The 13,079-nt window shown below is 28.2% G+C and carries 15 protein-coding genes and 1 pseudogene; 8 read left to right on the top strand and 8 right to left on the bottom strand.

The window, feature by feature from the left end; translation table 11 throughout:
- The 3 genes from trpS to der are packed head-to-tail and all read right to left on the bottom strand — an operon-like array spanning nt 1 to nt 2,826.
- Complete coding sequence (gene trpS, locus H2280_RS00220; protein ID WP_137623235.1) at nt 1–960, bottom strand: tryptophan--tRNA ligase; 960 nt, start codon at nt 958–960, stop codon at nt 1–3.
- Entirely contained in the window at nt 957–1,451 is a 495-nt protein-coding gene (locus tag H2280_RS00225; RefSeq protein ID WP_337215393.1) for a shikimate kinase, read from the bottom strand. Before H2280_RS00225 ends, trpS begins: the two co-directional genes overlap by 4 nt.
- Complete coding sequence (gene der / locus H2280_RS00230; RefSeq protein ID WP_337215329.1) at nt 1,438–2,826, bottom strand: ribosome biogenesis GTPase Der; 1,389 nt, start codon at nt 2,824–2,826, stop codon at nt 1,438–1,440. Before der ends, H2280_RS00225 begins: the two co-directional genes overlap by 14 nt.
- A gap of 119 nt (nt 2,827–2,945) precedes the next feature.
- On the opposite strand from der, the gene H2280_RS00235 reads away from it, so the two are divergent.
- The 8 genes and pseudogenes from H2280_RS00235 (at nt 2,946) to H2280_RS00270 (ending at nt 8,663) form a co-directional block, all read left to right on the top strand.
- A complete protein-coding gene (locus tag H2280_RS00235; RefSeq protein WP_337215330.1) occupies nt 2,946–3,875 on the top strand; it encodes a DMT family transporter in 930 nt (309 codons plus the stop codon).
- Complete coding sequence (gene kdsA, locus H2280_RS00240) at nt 3,872–4,684, top strand: 3-deoxy-8-phosphooctulonate synthase (protein ID WP_337215331.1); 813 nt, start codon at nt 3,872–3,874, stop codon at nt 4,682–4,684. Before H2280_RS00235 ends, kdsA begins: the two co-directional genes overlap by 4 nt.
- Nucleotides 4,684–5,148: a 6,7-dimethyl-8-ribityllumazine synthase gene (gene ribH / locus H2280_RS00245; protein ID WP_137623240.1), complete on the top strand. Its 465-nt coding sequence runs from the start codon at nt 4,684–4,686 to the stop codon at nt 5,146–5,148. Before kdsA ends, ribH begins: the two co-directional genes overlap by 1 nt.
- Nucleotides 5,148–5,546 (top strand): transcription antitermination factor NusB, encoded by a 399-nt coding sequence (gene nusB / locus H2280_RS00250; RefSeq protein WP_137623241.1) that lies wholly within the window; start codon nt 5,148–5,150, stop codon nt 5,544–5,546. The genes ribH and nusB overlap by 1 nt, the downstream gene beginning before the upstream one ends.
- Nucleotides 5,543–6,384 (top strand): annotated as a pseudogene (gene pyrF, locus H2280_RS00255) (orotidine-5'-phosphate decarboxylase). The gene nusB and the pseudogene pyrF overlap by 4 nt, the downstream one beginning before the upstream one ends.
- Nucleotides 6,381–7,163 carry a hypothetical protein gene (locus H2280_RS00260; RefSeq protein WP_137623243.1) on the top strand — a complete coding sequence of 261 codons (783 nt, stop codon included), beginning with the start codon at nt 6,381–6,383 and terminating at the stop codon, nt 7,161–7,163. Before pyrF ends, H2280_RS00260 begins: the two are co-directional and overlap by 4 nt.
- A 55-nt stretch (nt 7,164–7,218) precedes the next feature.
- Nucleotides 7,219–8,112 (top strand): protein-methionine-sulfoxide reductase catalytic subunit MsrP, encoded by an 894-nt coding sequence (msrP, locus tag H2280_RS00265; RefSeq protein ID WP_337215332.1) that lies wholly within the window; start codon nt 7,219–7,221, stop codon nt 8,110–8,112.
- On the top strand, nt 8,112–8,663 hold the full coding sequence (locus tag H2280_RS00270) for a sulfite oxidase heme-binding subunit YedZ (protein WP_337215333.1): 552 nt from the start codon (nt 8,112–8,114) through the stop codon (nt 8,661–8,663). Before msrP ends, H2280_RS00270 begins: the two co-directional genes overlap by 1 nt.
- Here the strand turns inward: H2280_RS00270 and H2280_RS00275 are convergent.
- From H2280_RS00275 to H2280_RS00295, 5 genes are read right to left on the bottom strand one after another with little or no spacing between them, the layout of a single operon-like run.
- Nucleotides 8,629–10,344: an ATP-binding protein gene (locus H2280_RS00275; RefSeq protein WP_337215334.1), complete on the bottom strand. Its 1,716-nt coding sequence runs from the start codon at nt 10,342–10,344 to the stop codon at nt 8,629–8,631. The two genes, H2280_RS00270 and H2280_RS00275, sit on opposite strands and share 35 nt — an antisense overlap.
- On the bottom strand, nt 10,344–11,165 hold the full coding sequence (locus H2280_RS00280; RefSeq protein ID WP_337215335.1) for a hypothetical protein: 822 nt from the start codon (nt 11,163–11,165) through the stop codon (nt 10,344–10,346). Before H2280_RS00280 ends, H2280_RS00275 begins: the two co-directional genes overlap by 1 nt.
- A 4-nt stretch (nt 11,166–11,169) precedes the next feature.
- On the bottom strand, nt 11,170–11,646 hold the full coding sequence (locus H2280_RS00285) for a hypothetical protein (protein ID WP_337215336.1): 477 nt from the start codon (nt 11,644–11,646) through the stop codon (nt 11,170–11,172).
- An 11-nt stretch (nt 11,647–11,657) separates the two neighbouring features.
- Nucleotides 11,658–12,149, bottom strand: a complete 492-nt coding sequence (locus H2280_RS00290) for a YajQ family cyclic di-GMP-binding protein (protein WP_137623249.1) — start codon at nt 12,147–12,149, stop codon at nt 11,658–11,660.
- A complete protein-coding gene (locus H2280_RS00295) occupies nt 12,139–13,077 on the bottom strand; it encodes a D-2-hydroxyacid dehydrogenase (protein ID WP_337215337.1) in 939 nt (312 codons plus the stop codon). The genes H2280_RS00290 and H2280_RS00295 overlap by 11 nt, the downstream gene beginning before the upstream one ends.
- Nucleotides 13,078–13,079: the final 2 nt, after the last annotated feature.

A 13,079-nucleotide genomic window follows, 5' to 3' on the forward strand; every position in this document is an offset into this window, starting at 1 on the left:
TTATAAGCCTATTTTAGTATAAATTTTTTGCATCTTTTCTTGAGCAATTTTTCTTGCTTTACTCGCACCAAAATCCAAAACCTCTTTCAAATAAGAAGGCTTATTTAAAAGCTCATTGTATTTTTCTCTTATTTCTTTGAAATAATCAATCACCAACTCATTTAAATACATTTTAAAATGTCCATATCCCTCGCCTCCCTTTAAATAACGATTTCTCAAATTTTCTTGTCCTTCATTATCTAAAAATAATTTTGCTATTTTAAAAACATTACATTCTTCAGGGTTTTTAGGATCTTCTAAAGCAGTGCTATCTGTTACTATCGATGAAATTTGCTTTTTTAAAGTTTTATCATCATTAAAAATATCTATAGTATTTTTATAAGATTTACTCATTTTAGCCCCATCAGTCCCTACAATAACGGCAAGATCTTCGTTGATTTTAGCTTCAGGCAAAATAAAAATTTCTCCCCATTCATTATTTACTTTTAAAGCGATATCACGTGCGATTTCTACGTGTTGAATTTGATCTTTACCTACAGGAACAAGTTGAGTATCAAAAAGTAAAATATCTGCTGCCATTAAAACAGGATAAGAAAAAAGTCCATGAGAAGCACTTAGCCCTTTAGCAATTTTATCTTTATAGCTATGCGCACGCTCTAATAAACCCATAGGGGTAAATTGTGATAAAATCCAATAAAGCTCCATCACTTCTTTCACATCACTTTGTAACCAAAAAACACTTTTTTGTGGATCTATACCAAAACTCAAAAAAGCTGCGGCCGCTTTTATTGAATTTTCTTTCAATTTTTCCCCATTTTGCAAAGAAGTCATAGCATGATAATTAGCGATAAATATAAACATTTCACTTGTATTTTGCGCATCTATCATTTGTTTAATCGCACCAAAATAATTTCCGATATGCAAATCTCCACTAGGTTGAATTCCGGTTAATACTCTCATTTAACTACCTTTTTTAATTCACTTATAAGCTCATCAATACTTTTATTTTCAATATCCAATATCACATCAGCTTTATCTTCATAAATTTTTATTCTTTCATTATATAACTTTTTTGCTTTAATTTCATCAAAAAATAAAGGTCTTTTAGCAATTTCATCTTTATTTAAATGCTTTTTCAAATACTCAAAATCAGCCCTTAAATAAACACTCAATCCGATTTTTTCCAAATTTTTTACATTAACAAAACCGCCACCACTTGCAATACAAGCATTTTGACAAAAAATAAAAAAATCAGCTAATTTTTGTTCTTGTTCTCTAAAAAAACACTCGCCTTTGTTTTTAAAAATTTCATTAACACTTTGCTTAAATTTCGTCTCAATCAATAAATCACTGTCTAAAAAAATTCGGTCTAACTCTACAGCCAATGATCTAGCTATAGTGTTTTTTCCGCATCCCATAAAACCGATGAAAATAATATTATCCATTCTCATCATTTTCCTTGCTTCCTTTTTTGCGTGAAGCAATGATTAAAGGCACTCCCTCAAAATCAAATTCTTTTCTTATCTTATTTTGCAAATAACGCTTATAGCTAAAATGCAAGGCTTTTGGACGATTCATAATTAAAGCGATTTTTGGAGGAGCAACATCATATTGCACAGCATAATAAATTTTAACCAATTTTCCATAATCATGCGGCAATGGGTGTGCTTTGGTTGCACTTTCAATTAAATTATTAAGTTTTGAAGTTGGGATTTTTTGTATGAAATTTTCAAAAACTTGCAAAATTTTATCAAGTATCACATGCACTCTCTTACCACTTAAAGCTGAAACACTAACAATAGGCGCATGGGCTAAAAATTTAAAACGATCAAGTTTTAGTTCTTTAACCGTTTTATCAAAATCAAGCTCACTTTTATCCCATTTATTTAAAACTATGATAACACCTAAATAATACTTTGCAATAAGTCCTGCTATTCTTTCATCAAGTTCATTAAAACCTTCATCTGCATCTAAAACCAAAAGTGCGATTTGAGAATTTTGCAAAATTTTTTCAGTACGATTTAAGGCAAATCTTTCTAACCCTTGAATTTTTCCACGTTTTCTAATCCCTGCGGTATCTACAAATTCTATTGTTTTATCTTGATGAGTTATAGCTTCATTTACAGGATCGATTGTAGTTCCAGCTATACTACTAACGACACTACGTTCTTGTTTGACTAAAGCATTTAAAAGGCTTGATTTTCCAACATTAACACGACCTACAATCCCTACTCTAATATGATTTTGATCTATCTCTTTAAATTGCAATTCTTGTTTGTTTTCATCATAATGCTCTAAAAAATCCTCTAAATCTTGTTCTTCATCAGGAACCAAGCTAGTTTCATTTAAAAATTGTTCCAACCAAGCATAAAGCTCATCAAGTCCTACATTGTGAGTTACTGAAATATTGAAAATTTCTTTTACACCAAAATTTGCGAATTCCCACGCTCTTTCTTCATCTTTTTTATTATCCACTTTATTGATAACTAAGGCTAGTGGTTTATTTAATTTTTTTAAAGAATAAAAAAAACGCCTATCTTCTTCATCAGGAGCTAATTTTCCATCAACGAGATAAAGAATAATATCGCTTTCTTTGGCAACTTTTAAAGTATTTTTTTTAACATTTTTAAAAAGCTCATCACTCTCATCAAGTCCGCCACTATCAATAATAAAAGCATTCTTAGAGCCAATACAAGCTTCAGTTTTATTTGTATCTCTTGTTGTGCCAGAAATTTCACTTGTGATCGCTATTCTTCTTTTTGCCATCCTATTAAAGAGGCTTGATTTTCCAACATTAGGCTTTCCTATTAATATAATGCTTTGCATTTTTTTCCTATTTTTCAAAGTAAAATTTTTTAAGAAAAATTATATAAAATTTGCCTTAATATTAAGCAAAAAAAGACTAGAATTAATCCATTTTTCAAGTTAATCCTCAAGGAATAAAAATGCGAAAACTTATCAGACATAATCTTGGAATTTATTTTATGCTTTTAGCGTGTTTGGATTTTACGCTTATGGGAGCTTGTGCTAAAATTTTAAGCAAAGAAATAAGCTCTATTGAAATTATGTTTTTTAGAAATATCATAGGAGTTGCATTTTTACTTTGGTTATTGAAAAAATCAAAAGTTCACAAAGAAGGTGGGCATTTTTGGCTTTTAGTTTTTAGAGGTGTTGCGGGCACACTTTCACTTTATATGTTTTTTTATAATATCTCAAACATCACCTTAGGTGGAGCCTTTGCTTTTCAAAAAACAGCACCTATTTTTATCACCCTCATTGCTTTTTTTGTTTTTAAAGAAAAACTAGAAAAAAAGGCTTGGATAGGAATTTTTATCGCTTTTTTAGGCATGCTTTTAATCACTCAACCTTGGGCTGATAAAGCCTATCACTCTGGCTTTGATTTAAAAAATTCCATCATAGGAATTTCAAGTGGCTTTCTAGCTGCTTTAGCCCTTACAAGCGTGAGAAAACTTAGAAAATCTTACACCACAGAACAAATTGCTTTTTCATTTATTTTTCTTGGCACACTCATGCCTTTATTTTCAATGATAGGAGCTGAATTTTTTCAATCTAAAGATTTTCATTCTTTGCATATGGATTTTATTTTAGCTCCATTTGTAATGCCTAGTTTAAAATCATGGATCATTATTTTAATCATGGGAATTTTAGGCACCATTTATCAAATTCATGTCACCAAAGCCTATGGGATAGCTAAACAAGCTGGTATTGTCGCGGGTGTAAGTTATTTTGATGTGATTTTTAGTTTAATTGTTGGATTAATTTTAGGCGATAATTTACCAAGTACTATGATTTTTTTAGGTATAATAGGGATAATTTGTGGAGGATTAATCTTAGTCGTAAAAGGAAAAAAATGAAAAAAATGATATTAATCGCTGGTCCTTGCGTCATAGAAAGCAAAGATTTAGTATTTAAAGTCGCTGAACAACTTAAATTTTTTAATGAAAATGAAAATATAGAATTTTATTTTAAATCCAGTTTTGATAAAGCTAATCGCACAAGCATTGATTCTTTTCGTGGGCCTGGAATTGAAGAAGGACTTAAAATTTTACAAAGTGTAAAAAATGAATTTAACATGAAAATTTTAACCGATATCCATGAAAGTACTCAAGCATCAATTGCGAGTGAAGTCGTTGATGTACTTCAAATTCCAGCATTTTTGTGTCGTCAAACTGATTTGCTTGTTGAGGCTGCTAAAACCAAATCAAAAGTCAATATCAAAAAAGGCCAATTTCTAAACCCAAGCGATATTAAATATAGCGTTAAAAAAATTCTTCAAACTAGAGGTATCAATGAAGAAGGCTATGAAGTAGCGAAACAAAATGGAATTTTTGTTGCCGAAAGAGGCGCTAGCTTTGGATATGGAAATTTAGTTGTAGATATGAGATCTTTAGTTATTATGCGTGAATTTGCACCCGTTGTATTTGATGCGACTCATAGTGTTCAAATGCCAGGAGCTGCAGGAGGTAAAAGCGGAGGTAAAAGCGAATTTGTAGAGCCTTTAGCAAGAGCAGCAGCAGCAGTTGGAGTGGATGGTTTTTTCTTTGAAACCCATATCAATCCTTGTGAGGCTCTATGCGATGGACCAAATATGCTAGATATTTCACGTCTTAAAAATTGTGTTGAAACACTCTTAAAAATACAAAATATTATAAAGGATATTTAATGAAAATTATCGAAGGAAAACTAAATCTTAATTCTAATGAAAAAATTGCAATCATCAATGCAAGATTTAATCACATCATCACCGATCGTCTTGTTGAAGGTGCTAAAGATGCCTTTTTAAGACATGGAGGTAAAGAAGAAAATTTAAGCCTTATTCTTGTTCCAGGGGCTTTTGAACTTCCTTTTATCTTAAAAAAAGCTATAGAAAGTCAAAAATTTGACGCTATTTGTTGCATAGGTGCTGTTATTAGAGGCTCGACTCCGCATTTTGATTATGTTGCAGCAGAAACCACAAAAGGCATTGCCAATGTAAGTTTAAATCATAATATTCCTGTAAGTTTTGGCGTACTCACCACCGATACTATAGAACAAGCCATAGAAAGAGCAGGAAGCAAAGCTGGGAATAAAGGTTTTGAGGCTATGGTTACAGTTATAGAAATGCTTAATTTAAGCAAGGAAATTTAATGGCAACGCGTCATCAAGTCAGACAAAGTGTTGTTTCTTTGCTTTATGCTTTAGAAATGAATGAAAAAAATGAAAATTTTATTGATGATTATTTAAATGAAAAAAAGATTCGCAATGAGCAAAAAAAATTTACTTTAAATTTATATCAAGGCATTATTCATAATCTTTGCGATATTGATGAGAAATTAAATACTCATCTTAATGAAAACAAAATTGAAAAATTAGGATATATTGAAAGAGCTATATTAAGACTTGGAGCTTATGAGTTGCTTTTTACAGACACACCTAGCGCAATCATCATCAATGAAGCGATAGAATTAGCTAAAGAATTAGCTAATGATAGTTCTCCTAAATTTATCAATGGAGTTTTAGACTCACTGATTAAGGCTAAAAAATGAAATTATGCGTTGCATTAGATCTTGCCACCAAAGAAGAATGTCTTAATATAGCCAAAGAATTAAAAGGCTTGGATCTTTGGCTTAAAATAGGCCTAAGAGCTTATCTAAGAGATGGTTTTAAATTTATAGAAGAATTAAAAAAAATAGATCATTTTAAAATCTTTTTGGATCTAAAAATTCATGACATTCCTAATACAACTGCGGATGCTTGTGAAGAAATTTCCAAACTTGGAGTTGATATGATCAATATTCATGCAAGTGTTGGAAATATAGCCATGCAAGAAGTGATGAACAGACTTAATAAATTTTCTAAACGTCCTTTAGTTTTGGCTGTTTCTGCTCTAACTAGTTTTGATGAAGAGCATTTTTTCAATATTTATAAACAAAGCATTGATGAAGCTGTAATTAATTTCGCTAAAATGTCTTATCAAAATGGGCTTGATGGTATGGTATGCTCTGTTTTTGAAAGCAAAAATATCAAAAACAATACTCATCAAAATTTTTTAACATTAACACCAGGCATTCGTCCTTTTGGAGAGAGTAATGACGATCAAAAACGAGTTGCTAATTTAGAAACAGCTAAAGAAAATAAAAGTGATTTTATAGTCATAGGACGCCCTATATATAAAGATAAAGATCCTAAAGCGGTCTGCGAAAAGATTTTGGAGCTTATATGAGCAAAGAAAAAATAAATGAAGAAAATATAGATCAAATTTATGAAAACAATCAAAAAAAAGAATGGGATATTTGCAAAAATTTTGAAGAATGGATCAAAACCCAACCCGATAAAGAAAAAGCCTTAAAAGAATTTTATCAAAAGTGTGGGATAAAGTATTGAATTATCAGCAATTAGAATGTGATTATTTTAATCTTTACAATCAATTTATTAGTGTCGATTCTACTATTTCTTTTGAAAAAAATAATCGAATTTTAATCAAAGATTTTGTATTTTTTTATCATCAAATCTTAAAACAAAAAGATTTTAATTACTTAACGGGCATAAGAAATAAAATCGCCCTAAAAGTTCAAAAATATATGCAGCAATATTCTATAGCACCCAAAAGTCTTAATCTTTCTTGTTTAAGAGAAAATAAACATATTGAATTTTTTGAAATGTTTTATAAGGCTTTAGGCTATTTTGTCGCTTTTAGACAAAAACTCAATGAAGAACAAAAACTCCAAATCATTATATCTAGCATTGATGAAAGCTTTGGATATAAATTTTCAATAGAAAATTTTCAAAATTTAGATCATTTTAAAAAAAGCGATATTTTAACCCTTCCAGAAAGGTGCCTTAATAATTTTCACCTAGCAATGATTCATCTTTGTATTATGATCCTTAATCCTCTTAACTTAAAAGATTATAATCAACATCTTGATAAGGCGATTAATTATCTTATTGATGGCTCTTTTAATATTTATGAGATCATCTTAAAAGAATATTCTTTATTGTATCCAAAAGATCAAAATTTTAAACAAGAACTTGCCAAACTTAAAGAATTAGAAGTCCAAATTCTTATGCAAGAAATTTCAAAATTAAAACTATCAAACAATTACAAAGAACTATGTGGAGAAATTCTTTACAATCTAGAACTTGAAAAAATAACCCAAAAATAATCTTATATTAGCTCTAATATGCTTTAATAATAAAAATTTTTAACAAGGAAAAATTATGCATATTACGCCTGAATATTTATATCAAAAAAGAAGAAAATTTTTAAAATTAGGCATTGGAGCACTTGTAAGTTCAACTTTAATCAGTTCTAAACTTTATGCTTTTAACTTCATTAAAGATAAAAATCTTGATAATTTAAAAATAAGCGATGAAGAATTGGCTACAAATTATGTCAATTTTTATGAATTCTCCACCGATAAAAAAAGAGCTGTAGCCTTAGCCCAAAATTTTAACACTCAAAATTGGAAAATTGAAATCAGCGGAGAAATTGAAAAACCTATAACTCTTAGCATGAAAGATATTTTAAAATTTCCTTTAGAAGAAAGAATTTATCGATTTCGTTGCGTTGAAACTTGGTCTATGGTAGTTCCTTGGATTGGTTTTGAATTGCGTCATCTAATAGAAAAGGTAAAACCGACTCAAAAGGCTAAATTTATTAAATTTACAACACTTTTTGACAAAAATCAATTTCCTGATCAAGATGCACTTTTTCCAACTATAGACTATCCTTATGTTGAAGGGCTTAGAATGGATGAAGCAATGCATCCGCTAACCTTGCTTGCTGTAGGAATGTATAAAAAACCTTTAAAACCACAAAATGGTGCTCCTATACGCTTAGTTGTTCCTTGGAAATATGGTTTTAAAAGTATCAAATCGATTGTAAAAATTGAATTTGTAGAAAAACAACCCCTTACAACTTGGCAAAATTATGCTCCAAATGAATATGGTTTTTATGCCAATGTTAATCCAAATGTATCCCATCCAAGATGGTCTCAAGCAAATGAAAGAGCCTTGGGTGATTTTTTCACAAAACCTACTTTAATGTTTAATGGCTATGAAAAAGAGGTTGCAAAACTTTATGAAGGCATGGATTTAAAGGTTAATTTTTAATGAGTAAATATTTTAATTTTTTTGCTTTCATATTTTTCTTAGCAAGTTTGATTTATTCTTTTTACAATATCATAAAAGCCTTTGATTTTGTAAAAGAAATTTATTTTAATACAGGAATTTTTGCTTTAATATTTTTAAATTTAAGTTTATTTTTTTCTTTATTTAAATTCAAATCAACCAAAAATTATCCCAAAATTTTGGGATTTTTTGCAACTTTTTGGGGTGCTATTCATTTTTTAAACTATTTTATTTTTGATAGAAATGCCCAAATTTCAAGACTTTTAAATGATATTTTATTCCATTTTTTAGAAACAACTGGATTTATAGCTTTTATTATCATTTGTTTGATGTTTTTAAGTTCTTTTAATTGCTTTAAGAAAATACGCAAAATAAGAAAATTAGGATATTCATGCTTAGTTATTTCAAGCTATCATTATTTTTTAAGTCCTAAAATTCCTATGTTTTGGGAGTGGAGTGCTTTAATTATAGCAATGATTTATTTTATTTTACGCTATGTTAAAAACCTACGATTTTGCTTTTATCGAAACTAGAATTAAGTTCTTTTTGTATGCTTTCTAAGAAATCTTGCATGTGAAAAATTCCTTCTTTGGAAATTGCGACTTTTAAGGCTGTATTTTTTATGATCATTAAAATTTGTGCCCCACTTAATTCATAATTAGCTAAGATATTAATATCAAATTTTTTATCAAATTCGGCTTTTTTGGGTAAAAATTTTTCCCACATTTTTAGCCTATCTTTAAAATCAGGCTTTTTAAATTCTATTTTATAATCAAATCTTCTTGAAAATGCCGTATCTAAACTTTCTAAAAAATTCGTAGTTGCAATCATCACTCCGCTAAAACGCTCGATCTGTTCTAAAAAGATATTTTGCATTTGATTATGCATCTTATCACTTCCTGCACTACTCTCAACCCTTGTGCTTAAAAATTGATCCGCTTCATTTAACAATAAAATAGGACTTTGCTTACAAGTTTGCACTATATTTTTATAGGTATCAAAAATTTTCCTAACATTTTGCTCGCTTTCTCCTACCCATTTGCTAAGAATTTTAGAGCAATCAAAACTAAGAACTGATTTTTTCATCGACTTAGCCATAGCTAAGGCTGACATAGTTTTTCCTGTTCCAGCAGGTCCATAAAAAATAATTTTAGCTTCTATATTTTTATTGTTTTTTATACCCCATAAATTTAATCTTTCAAGCACTTTTTTATCTTGTTGCTTAAGAATGCTTTCTAAAAGCTCTTTGGTATTTTCAGGCATAATAATATCGTTGATATTAACCCTTGGTTCTATGAGTTCAAAAATATCTTGATCTTTTAAAACATTTTCAATTTTAACTTTTTTACTTTGTTTTGGCTCAAAATTAATCACTCTTTGTAAAATTTCATCTGTAATAAAAAAGCTTTTTGAAATATCTCCAAAAGAATTCAAATACTCATCATATTCTATTAAATTTAAAAGTGGAGAATTTTCTTGTAATAGTCTTTTATTTTTATGCTTATCAAGCTCATCTTCACTAACAAGAGACAATAAAAAATTCATTTCTCTAAAAGTCGAATTTTCATTGCTCAATAAATATTCTTCTCTTAAAAGCGTTAAAAAAATAATTTGCTCTTTTTGATTGAGATTAAATTCCTTAAAGATATCGGATAAAACATTATAAAATTTACTTTTTTTCAAACGCTCTTTAATATAATCTTCGCAAAGTTTAATTTGCTCTTTTAATTCACTATTGTAAGCACTTTTTCTAATAAAACTCAATCTTTCATAAAGTTCAACGCGCATAAATTCATCTTTAAGATATTCTAAATAATCAGCGTAAGCTTCTTTTTTGCCAAAATCTAAATTATTGGATTTTGATTCTAAAAATTCTAAAAAATACTCACTCAAGCTTAGCTCACACTGCAATAAATTTAAACTTAAAGTTTGATTTTTATTACTTTCAATATTTTTAAAAAAACTTGAATTTTGATTAACAAAACCTCTTTCTATCAGTTTTTTTAAATCTCCTAAAACATCTAAATATGCATATTTTTCCATGCCAAAAATACTGGATAATAAAGTAAATGCATTCACAGAAGCAACAGAAATAACATAATGCTTACAAAGTTCTCTTAAAATCAAAGCTTCATTTTTAGAACATTTCAGTTCTTTATATATTTGAGTTTTTTCTATGGTTTTTAAATTTAAAAATTCTTTGAGTTTTAGCATTATTTCTTAAATTCCTCTATTTCATTATTAAAAAAATCAATACAAATATTTTCATCTAAAAAATGATTTTCAAAAGGTAAATAGCATATTTTAATCCCATAAGGAGTCAATAAAAAATTATCATTAAAATCCATTTTATCAATATCCTCAAAACATTCTGCGCAAAATTTTTTAAGTTTTTGATGCAAAAGATCTAAAAACTGATGATTTTTTATATCATATAATTGATTTAAATGAATAAAAGTATTTTTTTTAATATCATAAACAAAATTGTTAAGCTCTAAAATTGGGCGTTCCATTTCATCTTTATAAAAATAATATTGCTCTTGAAAACTCAATTTTCCATCTTTTAAAAATATAGGTTTTTGAATAATTTGCTCAAAATCAAAATCTTTATTGCTTAATTGATGAATTTTTTTAAATTCATCATTTTTTAAAAAATCCAAACAACTTTTAATTTTAATATTATTTTGATCTTCAAAAAGATATAAATTTGTAAAACCTAATTTTTGCGCTTTGATTTTTTTATTATCCAGTATTAATTCTTTTGCTTCGTTAATTACATAGATATCATCTTGATCTTTCCAAACCTTTGAAATTTTAAAAATAGGAATTTCTTTGCTTATATTAAGATCGCTTAGGACTATAAAGCTGGGGCTTGTTTGATTGATATCCTTATCAAATACAGGTATAAAAGGCGCATCCTCATAAATTATGGCAAAAATTTGCTTGTCTTTTAGATCATAAAAATACGCTTCGCCTTTATAATTTTTAGAAAAAAGTAAGCTGATAGCAAAAAATAAAAATAAAAAAAATTTCAAAATTTTATCCTTGGTAACCCAAAATGATTTTTATACGCGAAACTGTATCAAAAAAACTGATTTTATTTTTAGAAACTACATAAAAAATTTCGTAATTTTTTGCTTTTAAATTTTGTTTAAATCCACTAGCTGTTTTTTGCAAATTTTTTCCTTGCCATAAAGGTTTTGCATTTAAAATATCACTTAAGATATCATCATAATATTCATTTTTAAAAAATTTTTTATTAAAAACTTTTTTATCATAACATGCAGCATTTAAACAAATTTTATCTTTAATTTTCAAATTAAAAAAAGCTTGACCTAAATGATAAACCTCTAAATTTAAGGTTTGATTTTCTTTTATTAAAAATCCAAAATCACTCATTTTAAGAAAAGGTGAATTTATGATTATTGCTATACTTTGACTGAGATTATTTTGATTTTTTACGGCACACGCATTAAAAAAGAATATTATCAAAAAGAAAAAAAATATTTTTTTCACAATTCTAAACCTTATTTTAAATTTTTAAAACTGATATTTAGCTCAAGATTAAGCTCACGAACAATTTTCATCACAGCTTGCAAATCATCAATTTGTTTTGCCACAACACGAATTTCATCTCCTCTGATTGAAGAATTCACCTTTAATTTACTCTCTTTTATAGCCTTATTGATTTTTTTAGCATTTTCACCATCTATAGAATCATTTGCTTTTAAATTTAAATGAAACATGGCTCCATTTTCACGAGAAAGCTCCTTAATAGCACTAGAATTAATACCTCTTTTGATAAGTTTAGAAATAACAATATCTTTTAAAACATCGAGTTTTGACTCACTTGAGGAGCTAAGTTTGAAAATGCTGTCTTTTTCATTCAACTCAATTTCAGTTTTAATACCCTTTAAATCATATCTTGAGTCTAATTCTTTTTTTGCCTGCTCAAAAGCATTTTTAAGCTCTTGTTTATCTATTGCTGCAGAAATATCAAAACTATGTTCACTTGCCATTTTTTATCCATTCTTCAAGATTTTCATAAACTCTACTCATTAAAGTATTAATAGCTTCTTTAGATGCCCATGCAATATGAGGAGTGATGATAAGATGTTCTTTATTTTTAATGTTTAAAAGTGGATGATTTTCTAACATAGGTTCTTTTTCCAATACATCAAGCCCAACCTTGATATTTTTTTGATCCATCACCTTTGCCAAATCTAACTCATTTATAATGCCGCCTCTACCAACATTGATCAAAACCGCATCATTTTTTAATGATTCTAATTTTTCCAAATTTAATAAATTCATCGTTTTATTATTTAATGGAGCATGGATACTTACAATATCGCAAATCTTTAAAAGTTCATCTAATTCTAAACGTTCAAATTCAGAATTTGTATTTGCCCCACTTGTAGAGTAATAATAAATTTTAGCTCCAAAAGCCTTTGAAATTTTAGCGACTTCTTTTCCTATAGAACCAAGTCCTATAATACCATGTTTTTTACCTTCCATGCTGACTAAAATTCTACTAAAATCTGTAAAAATAGGACTTTTGCACCATTTTTCATTTTTTACCCATTGATCATAATAAGGAATATGATTTAAAAAAGCAAAAATCAAAGCAAAAGTATGCTGTACAACACTCATTGTAGAATATCCTGCAACATTTTTTACCACAATATTTCTTTCCTTAGCATAATCAACATCAATATTATTTAATCCCGTGGCAGTTTCTAGCATAAGCTTAAGATTAGAGCAAGCATCTATAATTTCTTTATCGATCACTACTTTATTAGTCATCGCAATATCAGCATCTTTTAAACGCTCAATCACTTGCTCTTTATCTTTAGTTGTATCATAAAGTTTGATTTCTCCAAATTTTTCAAAAACACTAAAATCATAATTTCCTAAAGTTGCCGCATCTAAACATACTATTTTCATCT

Origin of the sequence: Campylobacter sp. 2457A (assembly GCF_020135895.1) — a bacterium.
GTDB classification, from domain to species: domain Bacteria; phylum Campylobacterota; class Campylobacteria; order Campylobacterales; family Campylobacteraceae; genus Campylobacter_D; species Campylobacter_D taeniopygiae.

What these genes read in the sequence shown, in the direction of transcription:
- der (WP_337215329.1), bottom strand. Translation starts at nt 2,826, where the DNA reads ATGCAAAGCATTATATTAATAGGAAAGCCTAATGTTGGAAAATCAAGC.
- msrP (WP_337215332.1), top strand. Translation starts at nt 7,219, where the DNA reads ATGCATATTACGCCTGAATATTTATATCAAAAAAGAAGAAAATTTTTA.
- H2280_RS00225 (WP_337215393.1), bottom strand. Translation starts at nt 1,451, where the DNA reads ATGAGAATGGATAATATTATTTTCATCGGTTTTATGGGATGCGGAAAA.
- kdsA (WP_337215331.1), top strand. Translation starts at nt 3,872, where the DNA reads ATGAAAAAAATGATATTAATCGCTGGTCCTTGCGTCATAGAAAGCAAA.
- H2280_RS00235 (WP_337215330.1), top strand. Translation starts at nt 2,946, where the DNA reads ATGCGAAAACTTATCAGACATAATCTTGGAATTTATTTTATGCTTTTA.
- H2280_RS00275 (WP_337215334.1), bottom strand. Translation starts at nt 10,344, where the DNA reads ATGCTAAAACTCAAAGAATTTTTAAATTTAAAAACCATAGAAAAAACT.
- nusB (WP_137623241.1), top strand. Translation starts at nt 5,148, where the DNA reads ATGGCAACGCGTCATCAAGTCAGACAAAGTGTTGTTTCTTTGCTTTAT.
- H2280_RS00295 (WP_337215337.1), bottom strand. Translation starts at nt 13,077, where the DNA reads ATGAAAATAGTATGTTTAGATGCGGCAACTTTAGGAAATTATGATTTT.
- ribH (WP_137623240.1), top strand. Translation starts at nt 4,684, where the DNA reads ATGAAAATTATCGAAGGAAAACTAAATCTTAATTCTAATGAAAAAATT.
- H2280_RS00270 (WP_337215333.1), top strand. Translation starts at nt 8,112, where the DNA reads ATGAGTAAATATTTTAATTTTTTTGCTTTCATATTTTTCTTAGCAAGT.
- trpS (WP_137623235.1), bottom strand. Translation starts at nt 960, where the DNA reads ATGAGAGTATTAACCGGAATTCAACCTAGTGGAGATTTGCATATCGGA.
- H2280_RS00290 (WP_137623249.1), bottom strand. Translation starts at nt 12,149, where the DNA reads ATGGCAAGTGAACATAGTTTTGATATTTCTGCAGCAATAGATAAACAA.